This is a genomic window from Mesotoga sp. H07pep.5.4 (genome assembly GCF_003664935.1).
GTDB lineage: Bacteria > Thermotogota > Thermotogae > Petrotogales > Kosmotogaceae > Mesotoga > Mesotoga prima.
The window spans coordinates 73,889-100,342 of record NZ_JFHM01000026.1; the positions used below are offsets into that span (position 1 = coordinate 73,889).

The following is a 26,454-nucleotide window of genomic DNA, read 5'->3' on the forward strand; positions in this document are numbered from 1 at the left end:
GCTTGCAGAACGTATGTATAGGAGTCTCATCAAGGCGACAAGTTACTTATACCTTGAGTAGCTTTGTAGGAATCGGGAAGATGAGGCATGTTTTGAGAAAATCGGAAAGAGAAAGAGTAAGCAATATGATCGGCCCGGGAAAGACGTTGATTTCAGGAAATGGTTGTCTTAGCGAACAGAGAAGAGAGGTGTCAAAATGAAATCATGGATTTTTCAGGATAATCCGGCGATCTTGAGAATCGATAACTACCCGAAAGATCCCTTTGGTGATGACAAAATAAACAAGATCCGACTCCAATCTCGGAAGCCTTTTGATTGATTTGAAGCGGTCTTTTCCGTGACAGACTCGTTTTTTGCATTGCATTGTCTTCCGATGATTTGATTATCGAGCTCATGACATCACCCGCGATAAGGTAAGGAAACGAAAGTAAGAAACATAACTCAGAATCCCCGAAGACATAATGGTCTAGCGGAATTATTAGTGTTCGGAATGTTCAGAAAGAACTCCTGAACTTGAAACTAGAAAAACAAAAAGAACCGTTAAGCACGTAAAACAAGGCGGTCTTTGTCATAGTAAGAGTTTCTTATTCAAATATCCCAACATCGTAATATTTTTCAGTAAACCTTATCGGCCAATGGAGCCCACTTATATAATCAACATCTCTTGAAACCCTCTCTGGAAGCTGTAACCCCCTTGACAGATTCAACATCTAACTGCTATAATGAAATTGTAAACTATTAGTTATTTACCTCTCTTATTGACGTTCTCACACCATTTTGTTCAGCACCTAGCAGAAATTCCCCAAAACACACTCTACTTTCTGTAGTCTACTTGTTTTCTGTTTACAGACCTATCGATCAGCTTCACTAGCTTCATCAAGTTCTAGAGAATTCATTTGTGGAGGTGGAAATCTATGGACAAGAAAGATAATTCAAGCAGGTTTCTTGCGGCTTTTGTTTCAATTGAAGAGTATCTTAGGCGCGCAACAAATACCACTGGCAGGCTCGAATTTTCAAGCGTAGTGACAAAAGTGGCCAACAACGATCGGGTTTTAAGTACATTTAAGCATAGGTTATTAGATTATGCTGACCTAAGAAACGCTATTGTTCACACTAGGTCACCAGATGGTTCGACCATAGCGGAGCCGCATGAAAGTGTTGTAGAGGATATTGAATTCATTGCACGGGAGCTCAGAAACCCTCCCAAGATTACATCTCTGAATAAGAATGAGGGAGTTACAGTCATCGATCCTGAACAATCTGTCAGGAGCGCTCTTGCGATAATTAGAGAGAAGTCTTTCTCACAGATCCCCGTTTACTACAACAAGGAATACAAAGGAATTCTTACAACAAACGCTCTTGCCAGATGGATGGCAAGCGTTGGAGAAGAAGAACGAGCTTACCTTGATGAAAGCACTGTTGAAACGGTGCTTGAATTCTCAGAAGAGAATGAAGATGTGAAGTTCGTCAATAGAAACACTACTCTTTTCGAAGTAGTCGATGCATTTGTCGAGGCCAGTAATGCCGGCAAGAAGCTGGAGGCCATTCTCGTTACGGAAGGTGGTAGCAGAAAGGGATTTCCCATGCAAATCATAACCATATGGGATATTCCAGCTATAAACAGTGTGATATATGGGAACAGTGGATACTCAAGGGCATGAGGAGATGATAATATGAGTCTTGACTGGATGGGGGAACTGGGTGGGATAATTAGAAGTGCTATTGAAAGGAAACTCGATTACTTGAATCTCGAGAAACAGTGGGAGAACTCCTTGAGTACAAAAGGATTACTTTACGCGGAAAACGTTAGGCGCAGGGAAGTGCTTCTTTGCAGAAGAGAGCTAGAAACTTATAGGGAATCGGGATCCTCCTTCCTGCAGGCAAGAACAGATCTTCTTACAAAGCTCTCTGATAGATTGACAGGACTTCTTCTCGAAATTAAACAGATGGAGAAAGAAAGGATTCTTCCATACACAATCCTCTCAGTATCCGATCTTACAGATGATTTTAGTACGGCACACTACGTTTATCTTTGTAGAAATCCCTCTGATAATGAACCTCTGAGCTCATCCATCAGGGACGAGCTGAAGAAACTCTCATCAAAGTATCCGGAGAGATTCCATGAGGCTGAAAAGACAATACTTCCAAGAGAGTATGACACGACTTTCATAGTGGGGTTCATCAATCATTTCTATGAAAGTGAAGATTGAAGCATTTCTCGGAGCCCGGAATTCTTGACTCGTTTCTTGAATGTCAAAACAAGAAATCCCCAGATTTCACCACAACCAGTACCGCTTACAGTAGCAGAGACAACCGATCGCTCAGATTCGACCTGTGAATTTACGAAGCAAGTCTTTTCTTTCTATCAGGGATTTCTATATTAAAAAGAGTATTCCAAAAATGAATATCGAACCTTGACGGAAGACTACCTTGCCAATGACTTTGGGAATCGAAAAGGATTCTGCTGCCGCAGGTCATTCTCTGGATATGATCTTTCTCGGGTGAGTGACGACAATGAATAAAGTTGCTGGACGTAACGGCAAGACTATTAAATTAATTATATCAGGAGTGAGATACGCATTGTTTACGTTATCAAAAACTGTACAATGGTAGTAAAGTTAAGATCTTTATTTAGGGGACAGTTCTTGAAAGGTATTCTTGTCTGTGGAAAAGAAGGCAGAAGAAGAAGCGATTACTTGCTGCAGAAGATTCAGGAGAGCTACAGCGATAATCCCTTCTCGTTTCTCTTCGTCGGACCCTCTTCATTCTTTCTGCGAACTGTGAGAGATTCCCTGTTGAATAGCGGGCTTTCGATCGCCGCCGGACAGTTCAGTACTGAGAGATCTCTCGCCATGAAAATAGTGAGGGAGATGTTCCCGGATCGCAGAGCCGTTCCCGAAAGAGGCGAACGAATAGAGATCGCGAAGGCCTTCGAAAAGGTCAAGAATTACTATCCTTCAGAAAAGGCCACGAGTTACTTTCATGAAGCCATCGTCGTTTTGAAGGAGAATCTCGGAAATTTCGAGACCGCCTTCGGGAGAGAAGACGTCGTTCCAGAGGTTCTGAAGAAAGTCTACGCAGAGCTTCAAGATCACTTTGAAGATAGGAAACTGTTCGATTCATACGATGCTATGAGGCTGGCGGCAGAGCTACCCGATCTCGAAAGAGGCGCTTTCGGAAAGACTCTGTTCATAGACGGCTTCTACGATTTCAGTCCGGCAACCAGGGCTTTTCTGAAGAATATTATGCGTTGCTTCGACGAGGTCTATTTCTCATGTCCTGGAGATAGTGATAGAAAAAATCTGTTCAGGGAGAGTCAAACCATTTCAGCTCACTTCGAGGGCATCGGCTTCGACAAGATAAATGTTGATCGGAGCGAAATCGGCCCACTTACAAAAGTAAAGGAGATTCTCTTTTCGGATCGGGAAGAGTTCAATGACACCGGGTGTGAAAACGCTGAGATTGTCGAGTGCAACGATCTGTACGGAGAGGTCGACTTAGTCGCCAGGGAAGTAAAGAGAGCGATAGCGAAGGGAGAACTGAAGCCAGAGGAGATAGAAATTGTAATACCGAATCAGGATTACTGGAGGGTGTTGAAGAAGTCGCTGAACGACTTCGGGATCCCTGTAGTGAGCAAGAATTCGGTTTCCTTGCTCGAGTCGAAGAGTGTCCAGACCCTTCTACTGCCGCTTGAAGTGGTATCCGGTTCTTTTGAGCCTTCGGGAATCCTCGAAATGATAGATGCCGGCTACGGTGGCGGTACGATAGATTCCGTTCTTTTCGAGAAAGTAATGGCATCGGCCGGTCTGCAATTCGAAATGTCGGAAGCCAGGGCAGAGGATGCAAAGAAGGTATGGCTGGAGAAGCTAGAGACATACAAACGTTTTCTCGATGCAAAGTCTGAAAGCCTAGCCTCCAACGACGATCTTGACGAGGACTTCTCTGCTCTTTCCCAAATCCAGGAGATAAAAGAAGAGATACGGTTTATAGAGTATGCTGCCAAACCCGCTGTCAAGAGGGTCTTTTCACTTCTGAATAGCATCGAGAGAAATGTGTCGATGCCTCTTTCGAAATATGAAGCCTTCTTCCGAGTCTGTGAAGAGGGGCTTGGATTAAAAGAGCTTACGGGAAACGAGGAAAAGACATTAGTATCTGAAAACATTGCCTGCGTCGAACAATTCATTCAAAGAGCCGTTCCTTCACACGCCGGGATTCTTGAAGCTATAAAAATCACCGAGTACGATCCAGAAAAATACTACAAGTCTCTCATGAAGTATCTGGAAGGCGAGGATCTGCGGGGCGAGGCCAATATGGGCGGTGGAGTCGAAGTCCTCTCGCTGATCGACTCTCGATACACTTCGAAGAAGGTCAAGTACTTCATGGGATTCAACGAGGGAAATTACCCCGTTTTGTCTCTCAATCCACTCTATGCGGGCGCGCAGTACTCCGAGCCCAGAGCCAAGGACATTCTGGGCATTCAGGAGAACAGGCAGAAGCTGGGCCTTTTCCTGGCGATAAGCGGTGCGCAGGAGAATCTCTGCATAACTTTCTCGAACTCCACGGTCGATGGGAACGTGTTGATGAATTCTCCTTACGAAGGGTCGGTTCTTGGGGCGTTCGGCAAATCGGAGCCCAAACCCCACGGCCGCGTAGAAGGGAAGCGCACCGATCTCGTACCTTCGCCTTCGGAGTCTATGAGTCCGGCGGATTACAGGCTTTCGATTGCCAGTCTATTCAAGGAGAGCCCCAAGGAATGGGAGAAACATAAAGACTCGGAAACAGCCTCCACTCTGGAGAAGAACCTGAGCTCGATCACAAACGACTTTTCCTTCAAGGTCCCCGGCGTGAAAGCAGCCGAGGAGCTGACGGAGAAATGTATAAGCTTCTCTACGGTCGGGACCTACTGCAAGTGCAAATTCAAGTATTTCTTGAACTATGTGCTTGGGTTGCAGCCTGTTCCGGAGGAGATGCTGGAGCTTTCTCCCATGGATGCGGGAAGCGTTTTTCATGCCGTTCTCAGCGATAACCTCGGAAGGGGCGTCCCGCTAGACGAGAGCCTCGAGAAGAATCTCCGGAGGTTTTCTGGCGGCATAAACAAGGCGCTCTTCAAAAGGCGCTACGATCAGATGTTGAAGATACTTACAGAATATGTGGATTACGATCAATCGGAGGAGACCAGTGCCGGAAGGACTGTATTCCGTACGGAGCTCTCCTTCGGGTTCGATACATCCGATTACGGCCCACTGAAGCTGACCCCCGAAATTTGTGTACACGGAATCGTAGACAGGATCGATACTTGTGAAGACGGTACGCTATTTGTCATCGACTACAAGAGCGGAAAAAGTCTGGGATCGGCGATGGCCGAACAGCTTATACTCTATTCGATGGCAGTCGAAAACGCCTTTTCGGAAGAGAACAAAGTGGTGAGCGGGGGAGAATTCAGGCTCATAAAGGGTAAGAGTAAACGCAACAATTTTTCGATCGATTACTCTTTGGGTGAAAGAAAGTGGAAGTTCTTTGGTGGACTCAAGTTCAAGATTTGCGACACTGCCGAAAAGGGAATGATTTCGGACGACGAGTTTATCGGAGCCGTTGAAGAGATAATCAAAAGCATCCAGTGCGGCGATTTCTCCATCGAAACCTGGAAAGGAAAAGCATCTAGTTGCTATGGGTGCGAAAACGAAGGAATCTTCAACATTCTGAAGTGGAGACAAAAAGGCGGGTCAAGCGATGAATAAGAACACATTCATCTCCGCTTCTGCAGGCACCGGCAAGACATACAGGCTGGTTGAGGAATACATGGAAATTCTTCGCTCCGACGAAAAGCTGGGCATCGAAAACATCCTGGCGATTACCTTCACTGAAAAGGCAGCTGCGGAGATGAAGGAGAGAGTGGCGAAGGCGATACTGGAACAAATAGATAAAGCTGCCAGCGAAAGCGAGCGGAAAAGATGGAAAGAGATCAATTCAAGGGTCATGCACGCCTGGATCTCGACTATCCACTCCTTCTGCGCGAGAATACTCAGGGAGTCTATTCTGAATACGAATTCCGATCTGGATCCTGGATTCTCGATCATTACGGGAACGAAGAAGATACTCGAACTTCAGGCCCTTGGAAGATTCTTCTCGCGCAATCTCGATTCTCTGGATGAAATGATAGACATCTACGGCCTGGACAATACTCACAAGATTCTCGAGGACTGCCTCTCCAAGAAGAGACACAACATGTATCTCTACAGCCCCATTGAAAACAAAGATAAGGAAGAGAACGCCGAGAAGATCTCCAGAGCGACAGCTGTCTGCCACGAAGCATTTAAGAAGCTAAACAAGGAATACGAGGAACTGACATTGAAGAAGGCTCAGCTCGACTTCGAGCAGTTGCTAGAAGAGACAAGGAAGATGCTGAACGACAATCCCAAGATAGCAGCGGAATATTCCAAGAGGTTCAAGTACATTCTCGTTGACGAGTTCCAGGATACGGACGAGCTTCAGGCGGAGATTATCAGTAAGTTGACGGCTTCGGGAAATGTGAAGGTGCTTTTTGTAGGGGACGACAAGCAGTCGATTTACCGGTTCAGGGGAGCGAATGTCGAGATCTTCAATCTGACAAGAAGGAAATTCGAAGAAAGCGACGACGCTACTGACACTCTCGGAAAATCATACAGATCGCACCCGGAGATTGTGAAGTTCCACAACATATTCTTCAAGAAAGTGATGAGCAACCCAACGCTTGAGGCATTTGCGTCGAGGTACGGCGAGAATGTGGAGGCCCTGGAGCCTCACGGTGACAGGAGAGAAAAGCGGGTAAGAATACTTGAAAGCAAAGGCAAAGACCACGCAGGACCCGTCGCTGCTCACATACGTTCGCTTCTGGATGAGGAGCTCGATTTCAGAGAGGGAAAATCTGTTGTAACACGCAAGATACGGCCAGGGGACATAGCCATACTCCTCAGGAAGTTCAAGAACGTTGAAAAGTATCAGGAGGCGCTTGAAGCAAATCGGATTCCTTACTATACGGTGGGCTCTAGAAAGTTCTTCCAGCGGCCCGAGATAGCCGGACTTATAGCATTCGTCAGTTTTCTCGGCAATCCCGCAGACGACAGGGCCTTCCTGTCGTTCTTCCTTTCTCCGGCATGGGGAGGTACGCTTCAGGATGCAGCGAGACTCAAGGAGAAATACAGTCACTTCTATGATTGCATCATGAGGAGCGAAGATGAATCCTTTGTCGATCTTCGCACGATCATAACAAGGTACTCGCGCCTTGCGAGACTACTTAAGCCGGGAGAGATTCTCGACTCCTTCGTCGGAGAGACGGACTACCTTCCGAAGATGACGCTCCTTGCAATGCCAGAGCAGTGTCTGGCCAACGTGATCAAATTCCTTCAAATATCCAAGGAGCTCGACTCTCTCGGGATAAGTTTGAGGGAGTTTTCGAAGAACATCAAATTGTATTCCGAAGAGGCGGACGAGGGCGAAGCGGCCCTGGAGAACGAGAAGAGCGACAGCGTGAAGATAATGACAGTCCACCAGGCAAAGGGGCTGGAATTTCCCGTTGTGATCGTTGCAGAGATGACGGAGAATCCGAGGAAAGAGACCCCTTCATTGCTTTTCGACACAGCTTCGAAGGGCTTCACTCTTTACAGCAAGGAACTGACGACGGATGACCTAGACTTGGTTTATAGAGCAGATCTGAGAAAACAGGTCGAAGAAGAGAAGAGAACCCTCTACGTGGCGCTGACAAGACCCAGGGAAATACTTGTGATGAATGTCGACAAAGAGGCCATGGAGAAGGATCTGAAAAAGAAGAGAGACGATACGGCTATCGGCTGGCTTCCTCAGATAGTGATTGGCCTCTACAACGATGAAACCGGGCAGCTGGAGAAAGAGCTCGAGGACCTGGTTACTTTTGTGAAGACCCCGGCTATCATTGAAGGCGCGGAAATAGGACGTGAAGGAACCGCTTGGGAAGAGCCCGATAAAGATTACATGAAGCGCTTCGATCATCTCAAATTCAGGAGAATAGTCTCACCCACTACGCTCGACTTCGATGACAAACAGACAGAGATTCTGGAGATCGACATCATCGAAAGAACTTCACGTTCCTCAACAGCCGAAGGGCTGTACGTTCACAGGATCTTCGAGCAGCTCGGAAACCCCGCTGGAAGACCAAAGGGAAAGAGACTGAGTGAGATCCTGAAGGACTCTGGACTTCTAAGAGAGTCGGCGGCCCCTGAAAGGGCAAAGGAGATCCTGGAGCAACTGAAGGAGCTTGGCCATCACGAGATAATTCGCGAAATCGAGGACTCAGAGGTTTGCAGAAGCGAAGTGCGCTTCGAGAGAGCCTTCGACAGGTTCATACTGGCGGGCGTAATCGACAAACTCTACAAGACATCCGACGGCTGGAAGATCGTCGACTTCAAGCTGGCCGAAAAGAGAGCTGACATGCTTGAGAGATACAGGTTCCAGATGGAGTTCTACCTGTATCTTCTGAAGAATTCTCTCGACCCTGTTTCGGCGACTATACTGTATCTCAAAGACGGGGATACGGAGACCGTGACTCTCCAAAACACTCGCGACTTCGAAATCAGACTCGAAAACCATGTGACCGATCAAACAGAAGAAAACTGAAAACAGTCTCTGATTGGCTTTGCTGTATGGAACGGACTTGATGACGGAGGGCTTTATTGCCTGCGTAGCGAAACTTCGTCTAGAAGGAGTGAGCTCTTTGAACGAAAGAGTTAGAGAACAACTCACAGAGCTGGTGAAGACGCACGGTGTAGATATACTCGATCAACCGGATAAGATCGAGACCTTGCTCAAAACGTCCTTTGGGGAATCTGAAACCAAGATAATGGCTATCGTAACGGCTCTGAGAGAGGGTTTGCTCAGAGAGTTACTGAGAAGCAAAGACTCCTCTACACAGACTGCTGCAATTGAAGGTTTTTCCCGACGACTTAGAAAAAACCGCTCCATGGATGAAGAGGCCGCGACTTGGGCTATAGAAAGCATAGCACTAGCGCTTGGGAAGTTAACGCCGGCCGAAACTGAATATTCCGGGATAAAGACAACAAATGGAGACGAACTGGTCTATGTCGAGGGCGGTTCTTTTGTCATGGGTGACACCTGGGGAGACGGAGCCGACGTTGAAAAACCGGCGCACAGAGTGAATATCACTTACGATCTCTACGTGGGCAAGTATCCTGTGACCTTCGAGGAATACGACAGGTTTTTCATGGAGACAGGAGCAACGGAACCGGAAGATGAGGGCCTGGGAAGGGGAAGAAGACCGGTAATCAACGTGAACTGGTTCCAGGCGACCTGGTACTGCAACTGGTTAAGCGAGAAGGAGGGCTTACCTCCGGCCTACTATGAAGACGGGAGTCTGCTGGACGAAAACGGGAAGAAGACAAATGACATAGCAAGAGTACGGGGATACAGGTTGTTGAGCGAGGCCGAATGGGAGTATGCGGCAAGGGGCGGGAAAGAGAGCCGAGGTCACAAATATTCCGGCTCCGATGACCCAAGCCTTGTTGCCTGGTTCGATGAAAAACCCAGTGAAGCTCCGACCGATTTGAGTGAAGAGAAGAGGCTCGTAGCCAACGAAGTTGGGATGAAGATGCCAAATGAACTTGGCCTGTACGATATGAGCGGCAACGTTTGGGAGTGGTGTTCAGATCGATTCGATGATTATGCCGGTTCGGAACAGACAAATCCACATTCAATAAGCGAAGGCGGCCGGGTCATTCGGGGCGGATGCTGGTTCAAACCAGCCAGTTTAGCAGAGATTGCTCGCCGAGAAGAACTTTCACCGATGGAAATCCACAATGGCGTGGGCTTTCGAATCTGCAGAGCGGCAGATCGAAAAACAAAAGCAGATTCATTTTCACAGATAAATGAAAGACAGGCCAATGAGGCCCCATTTATTCCAGCCGGAGAGATTCCCGACTTGGTGCTCGTCGAGAGAGGAAGCTTCAAAATGGGAGACACATGGGGCGACGGCTTGATAGACGAAAGACCGGTTCGCGAAGTAAGAATTACGTATGACTTTTACATTGGCAAGCACGAAGTCAGGTTCTCAGAATTCGACGTCTTCTGTGAAGCCACGGGAAGAATCCCTCCTTCCGACGAGGACTGGGGGAGGGGAGATTTGCCCATCATAAACGTAACTTGGTGGGACGCCGTGGAGTTCTGCAACTGGCTTAGCGAGAGAGAAGGTCTCCCAAAGGCCTATGACGATGACGGACGCCTCCTGGATGCCACAGGAAAGGCTACGGACAAATTGGAAAGAGTACCCGGATTTAGGCTGCCTACGGAAGCCGAATGGGAATATGCGGCCAGGGGAGGTAACAAGAGCGAAGGTCATAAGTATGCAGGAAGCGACGACGTGGATGAAGTCGCCTGGTACTCCGAAAATTCGGGAATCAAGACGCACGAAGTGGGAAAGAAGGCGCCTAATGAGCTGGGAATCCACGATATGTCCGGCAACGTCTGGGAGTGGTGCTCCGACTGGTACGAGGAAGACTATTACAGGTACAGCCCAAATGTGAACCCGTACAATACCGAAGGCGACTACGAACGGGTCATGCGGGGCGGCAGCGCGGGACTCAATGAGACTTTCGCTCGGGTAACTCATCGCGATTATCTGGAGCCCTCTTCAGCGGGCAACGCCGTTGGCTTTCGCATATGCAGAACAGCCAACGAACAATCCGAACTTCCTTGACACAACCAAATACTTTTTTCTCAATACACTTTTAGAATCATTTACTGGTGGACCCGATTCCTTAGAAAATGGAGACGGGAAGATGAAGACCTACACTGCGCAGTTCTTCTACTGTAGAACGCGCTCATAGAAAGGAGGAATCATATCTGGAGTACAGATCTTCATTTCGGAAAACAGCAGGCCCGCTCTTGTCATGAGCTTTCATCTCGCTGCAATCACCGTTTCTCAAAGGTCCTGCTGAAAGCAAGTGAGAGTGTGTCAATTACGGGAACCAAATAACTGGAGGGATCGAATAATGACTGTTGAAATGCTTGTGTATGATGGCATAAGGAAAACGATAAACAGATTCAGAGAGAATCCTTTCTTTTACTTCACAGAGTCAGATATCCATGCTTCTCTTCAAAGAGATATCATGGAGGGAGGCAGCAAAGAACTCGTTCACAGGAAAGATGGGATAGCTGTTTCCCTTGTTCATTTAGAATATCCCACAAATTTCAGATATGAAAAAAGCAAACTTCTTGAGGGATATGGTAATGATATCTTGATTACATCGATCGATAATGAAGCTAAATACGGTGATAGAGGTAATTTCGATCTCGTTGTACTAAACAAGGATTTTGTTCTTTCTGTATTCGAAAAAACTCATGATAGCGAAAATTCAGAATTTACCGACCTTGAAATGATTCTGAAGCGTGTGATAAACAAAGATGCTTCGCTTTCGATAGAAAGGAAGCATAAAGATGATTCAACGTACAAAAGAGAAGTGCAGTATGCCATTGAGGTTAAGTTCATACACCCCTTCAATGCGAGAAATATAAATATGCTCGAAGAAGTGATCACGGACAATGAGAAACTGAGATTGGCCACCGAACACTCCGATGGTTTCACTAAAGCTATAAACCTGGTTTTCTGTAGCTCGCAGGAGAAAGTCAGATCCGATCGTAAAGATCCTGTAATTAATAGAATAAGAGAATACATCAGAAATGGTAAAACAGTACACGAGAACAGAGAGTATAAGGTTCCTGAGGCTGCACTAAATGTATTTATCGACTCTCATCTGGATGAGTCGAGAAAAAATACCGATAAACCGATTACCTGGCCCGCTAAAGGCACCATGAATTCAGAAGATTGGAGGAATGAACTGATAAGCACGATAATAAGGTAATTGTCTGTTCAAGACTTCTCTACCCCATGAACAAATCGCGAATCCGGTGAGAGAATCCATAAACGTGATCTCAAAATAATCCTCATAACCATCGACAATTCACAAGATGCGTTTATGAGACCGAAACATTAGAACTGAGAAGATAAGCGTACTACAGAACATCAGTTACAAATACGAAAAAGACTGTGGAAACAGGATTTTCAGAACGAAATTTGACTTTGTATAGAATATAACAACTGCTATATTAATCGTATGAGTGCATTGCACTACTTGCCGTATATTGCCTGAGTCTTCACGTGCTTACTTCGAGTGCGAGGCCTCACTTATGGAGGTGGGGTAATGAAGCGAGTATTCCTTACGCTGTTTCTGATTGGCTTTCTATGTGTCACGCTTGCAAGCACGGAGATAAAGGCCTTCGCTTTCGGAGACCGGGCGTTCAAAGTGGCATACGACGAGTATTTACAAGATCATGTCCTGCCCACCGTCTATGAAATGACAGATACCGGGAGGGTGAAGCTAGACGACAAGAACCTCGGTATCTATTTCATCTGGAAGCATTGGTATTGGTGGAATCAAGACTGGAAATACTGGACAGATTACTGGAGCAAAACACTGGCCGAAATCTCTTCAAAGCGTATGGGAACGGCTATAGGCACGCTGCTAGTAGAAGGAGGAAGCGCGCTCCTCGGAACGGGGATAACTATGCTTGTAGGAGACCTCTTCTCTCTTGGAGCCAGTCTGCCGGCAAGCGTGAAGGCGGTGTTCGAGGCGGGGAAGCTGATCTCCATAGCCCTTGGACTTACTTCAGCGGGCCTGAATACGATCGCGGATACGTTGGCTACGGATAAGGAAGACTTCATAAGCGTTTATATTGCCATGTCGGGAGTCGATAACAACAGCCTTGAAGAGGCGAGAGAATTGCTGGACGTACTGGAAAAGAAGAAGGACGCAATAATGCTCGCCGACTCCGAGATAAAGCTAATAGACGCTATGAACAAGATTATGAATCTGCAGGCATCCACAACGATGCTGGTCCTCGAACCGGCGACGTTGTCCACAATTCAAGGACTCCTGGAGATAATAGACGACTCGCTGCTTGACCTGGCAACGGTTGAAATCGCTCCCAGGGGGATAAAAGAGGACGTTGAAGGGCTCAATTTATTCCTGAACGCTTCAATAATCCATCTAGGACTGCTTGTGGACCTGTCGAGAAATCTGGACGAACTACAATCCGAGATACAGAGTGCTGAATGGAGATTCGACAGCGCGTGGATGGCAAGGGCAGTAATGAGGGCAGCGGCAATCGAAAACGCATACTACCGTGTGATGGCGGGTTACATAAGGCTGCACCTGAAATACCTGCAGAAAGAAGATCCAGGTGTGATGACTCATATAGATTCAGGACTCAGCACGTTCAGGAGCTTTATAAAGAATGTCGGATACTATCTGGGAAGCGAAGAGGAAACGATGGTGACCGAAGTGAAACCGCTTCCGGCTCCGATAAATCCCATGCCCGAAGACGGCGAAATAGATATACAGATCATCCCTTCACACGGTCACGACTGGGTGAGTCTAATGTGGGAGATGCCAGACACGGAAGGCAGGACCGTTACGTACGATGTGCTCGCCGGTACCGGTCGGGATAGCCTGACATACATAGCCCGAGACCTGACGGAAAGGATGTTCTTCTACGACGGGCTTCAGGAAGGCAAAGAGTATTACTGGAAAGTAATAGCCAAAGACAATATGGGAAACAGGAGTGAGAGTCAGATATGGAAGTTCAGCACGGTAAAAGTGGGAGCTTTTCTGAAGACACCCTCCGGAATAGAGATGGTGTATGTAGAGGGCGGAACTTTCACTATGGGCGACACCTGGGGAGATGGATACGATTATGAAAAGCCAGTGCACCAGGTAACGCTCAGCTACGACTTCTACATAGGCAAGTATGAAACTACATTCGACGAGTACGACGCTTTCTGTGACGCTACCGGCAGGAGTAAACCGGATGACAAAGGCTGGGGAAGAGGGAACAGACCGGTAATCTATGTTAGCTGGAACGATGCGATAGCCTACTGCAACTGGCTTAGTGAAAATGAAGGATTGAGTAAGGCATATGACAGTCAAGGAAATCTTCTGGATAAGAATGGCAGAATTGCAGTAGACATTTCTTATGTCGAAGGATACAGACTACCTACAGAAGCAGAGTGGGAATACGCCGCGCGAGGTGGTAAGCAGAGTAAGGGATACAAGTATTCCGGAGGAGACGAGGTGTACTTTGTAGCCTGGTACGGCGACAACTCAGGAGGACATACACACGATGTCGGAACGACGCAACCTAATGAATTGAATATATTCGATATGTCCGGAAACGTATGGGAGTGGTGCAGCGATTGGTATAACAGCGGGTACTACGCAAAGAGCCCAACGACCAACCCGTATAACTATACAGCTGGTTCCTACCGGGTGTTTCGTGGCGGTAGCTGGGGCGACAGTGCGACGTACTCGCGTGTGGCGAATCGCAGCAGCAGCTACTCTCCCACTAACGCGTACTACCGCCTGGGCTTCCGTATTGCAAGGACGGTGCCCTGATTACACTTTAGCTTTTTTACATTTTTACCCTTTGCTGAGTCTCAGAGCGCCGGTGCACGGTTTTCTGCACCAGTGGCGCGAATGAGACGGGACAAAGGTTGACATAACCGGAGAACAGAAATCTGTAACTAACATAAGTGGGGAGGTGTGGGAATGAAGAAAGCGGTATTGCTTATACTCTGCGTCATATTTCTGGCAGCATTTGGACTGGCGAACACGGAACCGGTTATGCCCGCGATAGAGACGGTTCTGGACACAGAAAGACCGAAAGATGTGGACATACTGTTGCTGAGAAACGGGGACAAACTGACGGGCACTGTCGTGAACGAGAACTTCTCTATAAGAACCTCCTACGCCCACATAGTGATAGAGACCAAATACATAGCCGGGATAAACCTCGAAGGGGGAGCGAACAACATAGAATCCATAATCACCGTGAACAACAACCGCTTCTCGGGGTTCATAGACGACGCCTTCATTAGTTTCAAGCTGACGAACGGACCGCAGCTGGAGATAAGGCGCGAGAAGGTCCTGAAGATAGTCTTCAGGCAGAGGCCTCAGGAGACGGCTGGAATGAAGTGGAGGCAGTTCATGCAGCTGAAGAACGGGGACTACTTCCACGGGCAGATACTTACTAAGGACATAACGATCTCCACAACTTACGCGAAGATACCGCTCGACTTCGCCACCACCGAGTCTATAACGCTCATAGGGGACGCCAATCCGCTCACCACAGTTAAGATGACGAATGGGGACACGGTGCAGGGGATACTCGAGACGGAGGACATAGAAATCGAGCTTGACGTTGGATCGGTGATAGAGGTTTATCAGGATAGGATAGACAGGATATTCTTCAAGGAGGGCTACGTGCCAGATAGCATACCCTCGATAGTTACAAGCAGTACGACGGCGAAGGGAAATTTATTGCTGGTAGAGAAAGGCAGCTTCACGATGGGCGACACTTGGGGTGGAGGAGACAGCGATGAAAAACCGACCCACAAGGTCACGTTTACTTACAACTTCTACATAGGCAAGTATGAAACTACATTCGACGAGTATGACGCCTTCTGTGAGGCTACCGGAAAAAGCAGCGCAGACGATAGGAATTGGGGAAGGGGAAACAGGCCAGTTATAAACGTGAGTTGGAACGACGCTATCGCCTATTGCAACTGGATGAGTGACAAAGAAAAACTTCCCAAAGTATACGACAGCAACGGGAATTTGCTGGACAAAAACGGAAGTATAACGACCGATCCGTCTAAGGTAGTCGGATACAGATTACCGACGGAGGCCGAATGGGAATATGCCGCGAGGGGTGGTAAAAAGAGCAAAGGTTATAGGTATTCCGGGAGCGACAATGTAGATGAGGTGGCCTGGTATGATCAGAACTCGGGAGGAATGACTCAAGAAGTCGGGAAGAAGGCACCTAATGAGCTGGGAATCTACGATATGTCCGGAAACGTGTGGGAATGGTGCAGTGACTGGTATGGAGGGTACTCCAGTTCGGCACAGACGAATCCGTATAACAACAGTGGTTCCGACCGGGTGCGTCGTGGCGGTAGCTGGGGCAACAATGCGACTTACTCACGGGTAGCGGCTCGCGACTGCTACTCTCCCGCTTACGCGTACGACCTCCTGGGCTTCCGTATTTGCAGGACGGTGCCCTGATTTACACTTTAGTATTTTTACATTTTTACCCTTTGCTGCGGCTTCGAGCGCCGGGCACGGAGTAGCCCGCAAGCGCGAGGAGACGCAGGAGGTACCGGAGGTTATATGGCCTTCAGGATAATAACTATTTCATTCGACAACGAGAGAGAAGTGTTTCCGGATAATGATCTCAACGCTTTTCTGCTGGACAAGAAGGTTAACAACTATCGCGTCGAGTTCTTCATCAACGCCGGGAGGACTTACTGGAGCGTCTTTCTGGAATACGAAGAGATAGAGGACAGAAGCGTTGAAAAGCTGACATAACAACAGGGCAAAGGATAAAAGGAAGTATTCGAAGAGCCAAAGGACCAGAAAAGGAAAAGGGCACAAACTCGCGTTGCCAGTCCGTATATTTTCTTTCTTGCTTTACTGGTTGTTTTCATGAATTTCAAAAGTCAAAATCAGGGAAAAGTGTTAGTAGTCAGCCTCTATTTGCTCTCCTTGATACATAAAATCGAGTTTTCAGCAAAATTGGAAGACTCTTTTTCTGCAATCATAAAGACTTATTCGAATTACTTAGGTCATCTCTTTGTAAATAATGTAACAAGTGCTATATTAATCGTATGAGTGCATTGCACTTGTCTTCTCATCAGCAGCATTTTGTCGAAAACGACTATTCATAAGTGCAGTACCCCCAATAGCGGGAGGTGGTGCAGTGAAAAGCGAGCGCGATTTTTTTGGGCGAAAGCTGTTAGCCTTGAGTCTCATCCTTCTTCTTTCAATTCTTGTGGCTGCTTTCAATCTTGGAGACGCCTTAAAGAGCATTCAAGAGTCTGCTGGAAATGTTATCAACAAGACAAAGGAATCAGTTTCAGACATTTACGACAAAGCCAAAGACACATTGTCAGAGACTTATGACAATGTCAAGGACACAGCAGGTAATCTTTACGATAGTGCAAGAAACACAGTTGGAAATGCTGTTGAAGATGCTTCAAATAAGGTCGGGAACTATTCTCAGCAGTTATCAGAGACGATAAAAAAGGAAGGCAAAGAGGCCATAGAAAACATTGAGAAAAAGACTTCCGAAATAGTGAACATGGATACTAGAGAACTGGTGAATAAAGCAACTGAAATCAAGGATTGGACGGTAGATGAGGGAAAGAAGATCTGGAAAGAAATGGACGAATACCCTATGTTGAAATCCGCTGTGCAAGTTGCAGCCAATCATGCCTATGAAAGCACTGTTGGACAGGTAGAAACAGAGATAATCCTTGCCACAGCGGTTTATGAAATGGCAAAAGACGGTAAGCTTGAATCTGAAGAGATGATGGTCTTCTGTGATCAAGTAGTAACAATGGCAATCGAGGAAGAACTAGCAGAAGTAGAAATGGCAGTGCAGATAGTAGGAGTGGTTTCGGAAGCATCTGGTCTCATGAGCGAAAGCGAAGTGGATATGATGCTGAACCTTTATGATAAGGCAGTGGATATAGCATTTTATAACAGGGACTGGGATGAGAAAGAGATCATAGAGCTTATGTACTACGTCTCAGAATCGATCCCGATGTATGATTATTCGATAGAAGAAGTAACGCCCATTGTCGAAAAGGCAATTTTGCAGGCAAGAAATGGATCGATCGAGCCGGAGCAGGTAATTCGAGAGTTGCGTATGGAACTGGGTTACGCTGGTGAACCGATTGATTACCTCACCCATGGTGGGTTAGTCATCGCAGGCATCTTGTTGCTTTTCTTTGGATACAGGATACTCCGGAGCAGCGCCTGGTTGATCGGCATATTGTCTCTTCCCACTATAGTGGGTATAAGTGTCTATTTCATGAGTGATAATGTGGCAATAACTGCTGCCCTTACCGTTATAGCGTTTCTTGCATCGATTTTCATACGAAAGGCATTTCTCCATTTGCTGGTTGGATTCGCCGGATTTGTTATGACCTATGTATTTATTGTCTTTATGATGTCAAAAGAGCTTATTGGAAGCATCCCGATCGAGTGGTTGTTCGGGATCTCATTATTAGGAGCTATTGTAAGCGTATTAATAAGAAAGTTCATAGTAATAACATTGACTTCACTAGCGGGCGCGACTCTGGCAGTGTCGAGTGCGGCAAGCATAGTGAACATGGTTGACCCGGGGATATTTGCCGGAACCGGAGCATCTTCAGTTCAAAGCGTCGGGACGAATATACGGGCTTTTGTGCAAAGCATAGAGATTATTACCAGAAACCTCTTCGATCAAATAGCTTCGTTTCTCTATTTGGACAGACTGGATATAGATCTAATGCCAGTAAGGCCGACATATGCGAATTTGAGTGGCGGAAGTCAGTATTTCTACTTTTCTCTCATAGTGCTAATCCTCATTGTATTGAGCATGGTCTTTCAGTACCGAAGACAGAAAACAAAGATTGCAGTGAAAACATTAGAGAATTCGGAAGGACATGAGCTTGTAGATGGTGAAGGTGATTTCAACCCTTGACCAATTTTTGAAGAGCAATGACTTTCGCTTTTTGGTAAGTGTTTTCCGTAATAAACAGTTCCTAATGATGAGACAGTGCTAGTTTGCAAAGACGTCCGTTTGCTGGGAAATCATAGCAAAAACTGCTTTCGTTTGGAGGTGAGGTTTTGAAGGGAACTTTTCAAAGGATTGTACTAATTCTCTTTGTTGTGGTCTTATTCTCGGTAATGACCTTCGCGGAGTTGATTGTCAAAGAAAAGGACTTTACAATGCTACCGCTTATAAAGCTGAAATTTGGATCACAGGAAAGACTTAGCCTGCAGACTACGGTTCTAGAAGACGGAAAAAAGGTCCAGGTTCAGAGGTTTGAAATGACGCAAGGAGGTATGGTAAAGCCCGTCGATATTGTCTTTGTCATCGATACATCTGGAAGTATGGACGACAAAGTCGAGAAGCTTAAAAACTCCGTTCGAAGTATCCTGAGCATAATGACTGGAATGGATTATCGCGTTGCAGTAACGGGATTTGGTGACTCAGGCAGTTTCAAGATCTACAAGTATCAGGGTGAAAACTTCGTAAATAATGCTTCCAGTGTTGAATATCTTCTTGAATTGCTCTTAGACGACAATTTTGGAGGGGATGAAGCGCAAATAGAGGCTCTGTACGAAGCGACGAAATTACCTTTTAAGAGTGGTGCTTTGCGCTTAATGATAATGATTACGGATGAAGATACAACACAATCATCTGCCAATTCAAATTTGTACAACACACTCATTCGCAAGATTTCAGAGGATCAGATAAGCGTTGTCTGCCTTCTCGGTTCCCACGGTACAACCCCAGCTACTGAAGATACCAGATACAGTGAGATATCTCAGAGAAGTGGTGGATACACTATGGATTTAGGCAGTTCGGGTATTGAATCAAGCATGCGCGGGCTTGCCATGGCACTTACGGATGAATACTACCTTGAGTATTACACTAATTGTAAGTTCTACGATGGTAGAACTACCAAAATCACCATTGGGAACCAGTCTATGTCGATACAGATACCGGAAAGAAAAGTAAGTTTGAGAATCAGAAGCAATATGAACTCAACGTTATATGTCGATTCTACTGTGGTTGGACAAACAAATCAATACATAACCCTTTACGAAAGCACTGTACCGGTGGATTTCAGAGTTGGTGACCAGAACATGGTTCCTAGAGAGTTCAGTTCAGTGGTTAGGAACATGGATCCTTACTACGAGCTTGTTCCGAGAAAGCTGAGTTATGAGATTTCTCTCAACTACTTTAGTGCTATTGTTAATTCGATTTTGATTGGAGTGACTTTAGGAGGGCCGATTTCTTTGGCTGCTTGTATGGCTGCTTCAATGTTTTTTGATTTCTTCGATGCTGATATGATAGTGCCCACCGTGGTAATTGGAGCTACTGCCACAGCGTTCGTTTTCTACAGGGCCTTAATAAACACTGAGAAGAGTGAGCAAGAAGCAAAAAAAGCATCTTACGATGAGTACAACTTACTGGTACAACGTTATTTCGAAGGAAGATGTTCGTACAACGACCTTATCTCAAAGTATAACCAGCTAAAGTGAGGAAGAGTTATCATTCCATATTCCGGTCAAGAATCCGGATAAAGCTTCCATGAACACGAATAGCTACTCCGAAACAAATGGTTTTGGAAAACTGTGGATTTGGTTCTTTCAGACAGATTGAAACTCTTGTTACTGCGGTAAGCTCTCGAAACAATTAAGCTATTTTCTCCAATCTTGCAAAAAAAGGCAAAAAGAGGGGGGAAAGTAATGAAAAGAAGAGTAATGCTTCTATTGACGGTTGTACTTGTTGCAGCATCGCCTTGTTTTTCTTTGTATGTAGGAACACTATACTTCCCGAAAGACAGGGTTGATGTGGGAGGTGGAAACGAAATCTATACCTTCTTCGTGGAAGAGCCGATGACGATGTTCGATTACCTCTTCGGAACGACCAGTTACTTTGACAAGCTGAAAGATGAAGGGAATCTCAGGAGGTTGTACAAAGAGACCCTTATAGACATAGCTATGCTGGGTACCCTGGATCCCTCAATAAGCTTGATCTCAGAATGCTATGAAGAGATAGACAGGATAGGTGGGGTTTGCGGAGATGCTTCGGAAGCTATGGACTGGTTAATCACGATTTACTCTGCGATCGTGAATAACAGGTATGTACCCGGCAGTGATGAAATGGGGACATTTCTGAATTATCTAAAGCGCTTTGGCAGAGTAGACACTAACATCACATCACAGTGGAATGCAGTTTCCAAAGGGATAGGAATAGCTGGCGAGATCGTGAAATGGTCAAAATATCCGTTATTGATCAATTCTGTAAGTGCTCATATGCTATCTATGGATTTCGCACTGCGAAGACTGAAGACACTGCAAAGGGAGATTGCCCAGAATACAGATTCATTAGAGGTCTCTCCCCTTTTCAAAGAAGCACTATGCGAAGCGATTGAAGACCTCGAGGCTTGGTCAAATGAAGGGAACATGAGAAGATTCGCAACGGCATATTTTGATCAGATAGACGAGATAGATTTAGCGGCGGATGTTGCAGGGACGGCTATCTCTGTAATTAAGGGAGCTATGAGTTCCGCAGGAGTTTCTGCCATTCCGATTCTGGGTTGGGGATTTGCCATCAAATTCAGTATAGAGACAATACTGAGTGGAATAGATGCGCAGGAAATCTTCGGCAGACATCTCATATCCGGAGACATATTGCACCATCTGAGAGAGCTGCGATGGTCAAGCGAGGTCGGAAGCGGCGAGTATATTGAAATCGCGATGATGGAGCTATACAGCCAGATGTATGCGGCGGAGCTAGGAAAAGACTTCTTTGGGGAGAAAGTGCAGAAGTTTGTGGTGTGGAAGAGCAGAGAACAGAAAGAGGTAATAAAGGACTTCGATAATGATATCGAGTTGGTCAGGGGATATATAAAAGAACTGGTGAAATCAGACGAAATCCTGAGTGAGCTGGAAAGAATCTATGGGGAAACAGGCAATGCAGCTATTCCCGATAGTAGCCAGATTATTCCGGCAAAGTCGACTCGAGAAATAAAGCTAGCCTATGGAAATGTCACCTATGGAATTGAGTATACCTGGCCAATTTCATGGATGGCAATTGGTGGATTCACACTCCAAGACGATAAGTGGGTGGAATTCGGTATCCCCGGAGGAACAGAAGCTAGACTCGAATTTGTCCCGGAAGATCACGGTTGGAAATACGCGCTTCTGGTGGTGGCAACCTACTACACGAGGGAAATGTACATCATTACAGAGGTTTCTGATCCCGACTACACATATAGGGTTCAGTGGGAAAGTTCTGCCGGATTACCTCCGATGAGTTTTAATGCAAGGCTTTTCAGAGTCTCGAGTAACCCCAGTGAAGTTGAAATCAATCTCTGTCTTGAGGAATTCGAAAACCCGGAGTCTTGATTTGCTGATTTCTCTGGCTTATGGATCAAGTGCGAATTATTCATTGAAATAATATTGGGAAATCGTTTCCAAAAGGAGGGGTAATGTACCATGATCACAAGAGAACTCATGGAGAAGCTTATAAGAAAATATGTAAAAATCACTATAGTCTATTCAGTAATCATTTTCATCATGATAATAACAAATCCCTTCTGGCAAGATGGGAAAGAATTTTGTGAGTGGTCGAGCGGGGATGTATTTAAGTGGTTTTCTAATGAGGGTTTTACTTTCCAGTGCTTTGCGCTAAATTCCCTTCCTTTCTTTCCCATTTTATATTTTGTTCTTTCTCTGTTTTTACTAATACCTAAGAAAGCCAGCAGAATAGTATTTAGTTTTCTGTCGCTATTAACGACGGTGATTAACGTAGTACTTATTATAGTTGTTTTGGAATTCGCTTCTAGGGCAGGTAATAACCGCTATGGTAGCTTCTATTATTCAGAAGAGGAAGGTATATGGGGTTTAGTTAATTCAGTAATCTCTCTTTCTGCGACTTTGGCAATAATCTTAGCAATAATTTTTACATTGCCTGTAGTGCTGGTGAGTATTGCTAGCAAGAATAAGACACGAGAAATAGTTGTGGCAGTGTTTATTACTTGTTTATGCATTATAGCGCTTATTCTAATTCTGACAAACCCCTTCTATCTAGTGGGTAGCCGGTTATTTCGTCTTACGCCGTTCCAAAATCAGTACTTTCTTTATGCTTTTGCGATCAAGGCTCAGCCTTTCTTTCCATTGGCTGTTTTGGCTCTCTTCTTCATAAACCTCATTTCCAATGAAGCTTATCGGAAATTAGTGCGTATTACAAGTTCGATAACTGGTTTCTTGTTTGCAGCTAGTATTATAATTCTAGTTTATCTGGCTAGTTATAGAATCAATGAAAGCGGATTCTCAAGATATTTCAACTATAGTTATGAGCAAACTATTTTGGGGTTCTCTGGCATGTTTTGGTCTCTCATCGTTGTAATAATGATGTTTACTATCCGAAGATCATCTTTTTCCATACAGAAAATGGTGAAAGTCGAAAAGGGTTCTTTCACAACGGTAAGCAGTAACAACGAAGACCAGAAAGTTGCTTCAGAGAAATCTAGCACAATTACATTCGATTACGACTTCTGCATTGCGAAATATGAGTGTACATTTAGCGAGTATGACGTGTTTTGTGAGATCACTGGGAGAAAAGAACCAAACGATAGCGGTTGGGGAAGAGGAAATAGACCAGTAATATATGTGAGCTGGTGGGATGCAATAGCTTACTGCAACTGGTTGAGCGAAAAGGAGAAACTTACGAAGGCTTATGACACCAATGGAAATCTGCTGGACAAAGAAGGAAGAGTAACGACTGATCCGTCGAAGGTCGTCGGATACAGATTACCGACGGAGGCCGAATGGGAGTATGCCGCGAGGGGTGGTAAAAAGAGCAAAGGTTACAGGTATTCCGGGAGCGACAATGTAGATGAGGTGGCCTGGTATGACCCGAACTCGGGAGGAATGACTCAGGAAGTCGGGAAGAAGGCACCTAACGAGCTAGGGTTGTACGATATGTCCGGAAACGTATGGGAATGGTGCAGCGATTGGTATGGAGACTACTCCAGTTCGGCACAGACGAATCCGTATAACAACAGTGGTTCCGCCCGGGTGATTCGTGGCGGCAGCTGGGTCGACAATGCGACTTACGCACGGGTAGCGTATCGCAACAACTACTCGCCCACTCTCACGCGCAACTCCCTGGGTTTTCGTATTACAAGGACGGTGCCCTGATTACACTTTAGCTTTTTTACATTTTTACCCTTTGCTGCGTCTTCGAGCGCCGGGGCGTGGGCTTGTGTCCCAGGGGCGCGAGAAGGCGCTACTAGGTTGAAGTCGACTTCAAATGACAATTTATATATCTTGCATAATTGGGGAGGAAGAAAAATGAGAAGAGCGTTACTACTGACCTGTGTAGTTCTTCTACTGACAGTCTTTGGACTTATAGTTGTGAGCTGCTCAAAAGCGCCGAAAGGAATGATCCTTGTCGAAAAAGGCAGTTTCACGATGGGCGACACGTGGGGAGATGGAGGTAGCATGGAAAAGCCAATCCACAAGGTGACGTTCACGTACGACTTCTACATAAACAAGTATGAGACTACATTTGACGAATACGACGCTTTCTGTGAGGCTACCGGAAAAAGCAGCCCAGACGATGAAAATTGGGGAAGGGGAAACAGGCCAGTTATAAACGTGAGTTGGAACGAAGCTATCGCTTACTGCAACTGGCTCAGCGAAAAAGAGAATCTCCCCAAAGCATATGACAGCAACGGGAGTTTGCTGGACAAAAACGGAAGTATAACGACCGATCCGTCGAAGGTGCTCGGATACAGATTACCGACGGAGGCCGAATGGGAATATGCCGCGAGAGGCGGAGAAGTAAGTGAAGGATATAGGTATTCAGGTAGCAACTATTTGGATGAAGTGGCTTGGTATGACCGAAATTTTGGGCTTATGACTCAAGAAGTCGGGAAGAAGGCGCCAAACGAGCTGGGTATCTACGATATGTCCGGAAATGTATATGAATGGTGCAGTGACTGTTATGGAGGGTACTCCAGCTCGGCACAGACGAATCCGTATAACAACAGTGGTTCCGGCCGGGTGCTTCGTGGCGGTAGCTGTTTCAACGGTGCGAATGACGCACAGGTAGCGTGTCGCCACGTCTACTATCCCACTATCGCGGGCGGCGGCATGGGCTTCCGTATTGCAAGGACGGTGCCCTGATTTACACTTTAGTATTTTTACATTTTTACCCTTTGCTGCGGCTTCGAGCGCCGGGGCGTGGGCTTGTGTCCCAGGGGCGCGAGAAGGCGCTACTAGGTTGAAGTCGACTTCAAATGACAATTTATATATATTGCATAATTGGGGAGGAAGAAAAATGAGAAGAGCGTTACTACTGACCTGTGTAGTTCTTCTACTGACAGTCTTTGGACTTATAGTTGTGAGCTGCTCAAAAGCGCCGAAAGGAATGATCCTTGTCGAAAAAGGCAGTTTCACGATGGGCGACACGTGGGGAGATGGAGGTAGCATGGAAAAGCCAATCCACAAGGTGACGTTCACGTACGACTTCTACATAAACAAGTATGAGACTACATTTGACGAATACGACGCTTTCTGTGATGTTACCGGCAGGAGTAAACCCAACGACTGGGGTTGGGGAAGGGGAACCAGACCTGTAATCAACGTGAGCTGGTGGGACGCCATCGACTACTGTAACTGGTTGAGTGAAAAAGAGAAACTCCCGAAAGCATATGACAATAACGGAAACTTGTTGGACAAAAACGGGAGAGTAACGACGGACATAGCAAAGGTTGTAGGGTACAGGTTGCCTACTGAAGCCGAATGGGAATATGCAGCCAGAGGTGGGAACAAGAGTAAGGGATACAAGTATGCAGGAAGCGACAACGTAAATGACGTTGCCTGGTACAGTTCGAATTCGGGGAGCAAGACACAGGAAGTCGGTAAGAAGGCGCCCAACGAGCTGGGTATCTACGATATGTCAGGAAACGTGTGGGAGTGGTGCAGTAACGGACTTCAATGGTACACAGAGACACCAAAGACAAATCCGTACAACTATTCCCAGCTCGTTCACCACGTTAGTTCAGATGATCCGTACCGGGTGTATCGTGGCCGCGGCTGGAACAGCGATGCGACGAGCGTTTGGGTAGCTGACCGCGACTACGGCGACTCTACTGACACGTACGACAACCTCGGGTTCCGTATTGCAAGGACGGCACCATGATTTACGCTTTTTCATTATTCTGCGTCTCAGAGCGCCGGGCACGGAGTAGCCCGTAAGCGCGAGGAGACGCAGCAGATATCGGAGGTTCTATGGCCTTCAGGATAGTAACGGTTCCTTTGGACTACCCATCGACGGGCCGGAAGACACGTTTATGAGAGTGGGACTCGAGGGTGGATAAAACAACCCCCAGAACATCAGCCACAATCACCAACAACCTGAGGCAACAAGAACCTACGGGGAAATTTGACTTTGTATAGTATGTAACAACTGCTATATTAATCGTATGAGTGCATTGCACTACTTGCCGTATATTGCCTGAGTCTTCACGTGCTTACTCTGAGTGCGAGGCCTCACTTATGGTGGTGAGATAATGAAGAATAGGTTCCTGTCTGTATGTTTTATCCACTGAGCGCCTCCTGGCAGAAAGGAGATCCCTCTCTTTCAAAGAGGAGCGCGCTTGCGGCAGCTTCGGTAGGTAGTAAGGTTTATTTGATTGGTGGTTATCTCTACGGGAATCCGGTAATAGAGCTCAATTCAGTAGAAGCTTATTCGACCGAATGATCACCAATACCGGTTTTTGAGAGAAGGACACTACTTGAC

17 protein-coding genes are annotated in these 26,454 nt (G+C 46.2%); all 17 read left to right on the forward strand.

The window, feature by feature from the left end; all coding sequences use genetic code 11:
• The first annotated feature begins 196 nt into the window (after nt 1-196).
• Nucleotides 197-319 carry a hypothetical protein gene (locus Y696_RS14355; protein WP_259459393.1) on the forward strand — a complete coding sequence of 41 codons (123 nt, stop codon included), beginning with the start codon at nt 197-199 and terminating at the stop codon, nt 317-319.
• 595 nt (nt 320-914) lie between these two features.
• The gene (locus Y696_RS11525; protein ID WP_006489796.1) at nt 915-1,661 is read left to right on the forward strand and encodes a CBS domain-containing protein; all 747 of its coding nucleotides are present in this window, start codon (nt 915-917) and stop codon (nt 1,659-1,661) included.
• A gap of 12 nt (nt 1,662-1,673) precedes the next feature.
• Nucleotides 1,674-2,210 carry a hypothetical protein gene (locus Y696_RS11530; protein WP_006489794.1) on the forward strand — a complete coding sequence of 179 codons (537 nt, stop codon included), beginning with the start codon at nt 1,674-1,676 and terminating at the stop codon, nt 2,208-2,210.
• 435 nt (nt 2,211-2,645) lie between these two features.
• On the forward strand, nt 2,646-5,738 hold the full coding sequence (locus Y696_RS11535; protein WP_183084220.1) for a PD-(D/E)XK nuclease family protein: 3,093 nt from the start codon (nt 2,646-2,648) through the stop codon (nt 5,736-5,738).
• Entirely contained in the window at nt 5,731-8,628 is a 2,898-nt protein-coding gene (locus Y696_RS11540; RefSeq protein WP_121510577.1) for an exodeoxyribonuclease V subunit beta, read from the forward strand. The genes Y696_RS11535 and Y696_RS11540 overlap by 8 nt, the downstream gene beginning before the upstream one ends.
• Before the next feature lie 97 nt (nt 8,629-8,725).
• Complete coding sequence (locus tag Y696_RS14360) at nt 8,726-10,720, forward strand: formylglycine-generating enzyme family protein (protein WP_259459936.1); 1,995 nt, start codon at nt 8,726-8,728, stop codon at nt 10,718-10,720.
• 295 nt (nt 10,721-11,015) lie between these two features.
• Nucleotides 11,016-11,885 (forward strand): hypothetical protein, encoded by an 870-nt coding sequence (locus Y696_RS11550; protein ID WP_121510578.1) that lies wholly within the window; start codon nt 11,016-11,018, stop codon nt 11,883-11,885.
• A gap of 339 nt (nt 11,886-12,224) precedes the next feature.
• A complete protein-coding gene (locus Y696_RS14365; RefSeq protein ID WP_259459937.1) occupies nt 12,225-14,474 on the forward strand; it encodes a formylglycine-generating enzyme family protein in 2,250 nt (749 codons plus the stop codon).
• Nucleotides 14,475-14,627: 153 nt separating this feature from the next.
• Nucleotides 14,628-16,142 (forward strand): formylglycine-generating enzyme family protein, encoded by a 1,515-nt coding sequence (locus Y696_RS11560; protein ID WP_121510580.1) that lies wholly within the window; start codon nt 14,628-14,630, stop codon nt 16,140-16,142.
• A 105-nt stretch (nt 16,143-16,247) separates the two neighbouring features.
• Nucleotides 16,248-16,445: a hypothetical protein gene (locus Y696_RS11565; RefSeq protein ID WP_121510582.1), complete on the forward strand. Its 198-nt coding sequence runs from the start codon at nt 16,248-16,250 to the stop codon at nt 16,443-16,445.
• A gap of 391 nt (nt 16,446-16,836) precedes the next feature.
• A complete protein-coding gene (locus Y696_RS11570) occupies nt 16,837-18,606 on the forward strand; it encodes a hypothetical protein (protein WP_121510583.1) in 1,770 nt (589 codons plus the stop codon).
• Nucleotides 18,607-18,752: 146 nt separating this feature from the next.
• On the forward strand, nt 18,753-20,177 hold the full coding sequence (locus tag Y696_RS11575; RefSeq protein ID WP_121510585.1) for a vWA domain-containing protein: 1,425 nt from the start codon (nt 18,753-18,755) through the stop codon (nt 20,175-20,177).
• A 207-nt stretch (nt 20,178-20,384) separates the two neighbouring features.
• Entirely contained in the window at nt 20,385-22,049 is a 1,665-nt protein-coding gene (locus Y696_RS11580) for a hypothetical protein (RefSeq protein ID WP_121510587.1), read from the forward strand.
• A gap of 90 nt (nt 22,050-22,139) precedes the next feature.
• Nucleotides 22,140-23,846 (forward strand): formylglycine-generating enzyme family protein, encoded by a 1,707-nt coding sequence (locus Y696_RS14370; RefSeq protein ID WP_259459938.1) that lies wholly within the window; start codon nt 22,140-22,142, stop codon nt 23,844-23,846.
• A gap of 153 nt (nt 23,847-23,999) precedes the next feature.
• Nucleotides 24,000-24,836, forward strand: coding sequence for an SUMF1/EgtB/PvdO family nonheme iron enzyme (locus tag Y696_RS11590; protein WP_121510589.1), 837 nt, complete (start codon nt 24,000-24,002; stop codon nt 24,834-24,836).
• 154 nt (nt 24,837-24,990) lie between these two features.
• The gene (locus tag Y696_RS11595) at nt 24,991-25,854 is read left to right on the forward strand and encodes an SUMF1/EgtB/PvdO family nonheme iron enzyme (RefSeq protein ID WP_121510591.1); all 864 of its coding nucleotides are present in this window, start codon (nt 24,991-24,993) and stop codon (nt 25,852-25,854) included.
• A gap of 393 nt (nt 25,855-26,247) precedes the next feature.
• Entirely contained in the window at nt 26,248-26,415 is a 168-nt protein-coding gene (locus tag Y696_RS11600) for a kelch repeat-containing protein (RefSeq protein ID WP_121510592.1), read from the forward strand.
• The last annotated feature ends 39 nt before the right edge of the window (nt 26,416-26,454 follow it).

Coding starts and splice junctions, on each gene's coding strand:
- Y696_RS14355 (WP_259459393.1), top strand. CDS start 197: ATGAAATCATGGATTTTTCAGGATAATCCGGCGATCTTGAGAATCGAT.
- Y696_RS11525 (WP_006489796.1), top strand. CDS start 915: ATGGACAAGAAAGATAATTCAAGCAGGTTTCTTGCGGCTTTTGTTTCA.
- Y696_RS11530 (WP_006489794.1), top strand. CDS start 1,674: ATGAGTCTTGACTGGATGGGGGAACTGGGTGGGATAATTAGAAGTGCT.
- Y696_RS11540 (WP_121510577.1), top strand. CDS start 5,731: ATGAATAAGAACACATTCATCTCCGCTTCTGCAGGCACCGGCAAGACA.
- Y696_RS11550 (WP_121510578.1), top strand. CDS start 11,016: ATGACTGTTGAAATGCTTGTGTATGATGGCATAAGGAAAACGATAAAC.
- Y696_RS14365 (WP_259459937.1), top strand. CDS start 12,225: ATGAAGCGAGTATTCCTTACGCTGTTTCTGATTGGCTTTCTATGTGTC.
- Y696_RS11560 (WP_121510580.1), top strand. CDS start 14,628: ATGAAGAAAGCGGTATTGCTTATACTCTGCGTCATATTTCTGGCAGCA.
- Y696_RS11565 (WP_121510582.1), top strand. CDS start 16,248: ATGGCCTTCAGGATAATAACTATTTCATTCGACAACGAGAGAGAAGTG.
- Y696_RS11580 (WP_121510587.1), top strand. CDS start 20,385: ATGAAAAGAAGAGTAATGCTTCTATTGACGGTTGTACTTGTTGCAGCA.
- Y696_RS14370 (WP_259459938.1), top strand. CDS start 22,140: ATGATCACAAGAGAACTCATGGAGAAGCTTATAAGAAAATATGTAAAA.
- Y696_RS11590 (WP_121510589.1), top strand. CDS start 24,000: ATGAGAAGAGCGTTACTACTGACCTGTGTAGTTCTTCTACTGACAGTC.
- Y696_RS11595 (WP_121510591.1), top strand. CDS start 24,991: ATGAGAAGAGCGTTACTACTGACCTGTGTAGTTCTTCTACTGACAGTC.
- Y696_RS11600 (WP_121510592.1), top strand. CDS start 26,248: ATGTTTTATCCACTGAGCGCCTCCTGGCAGAAAGGAGATCCCTCTCTT.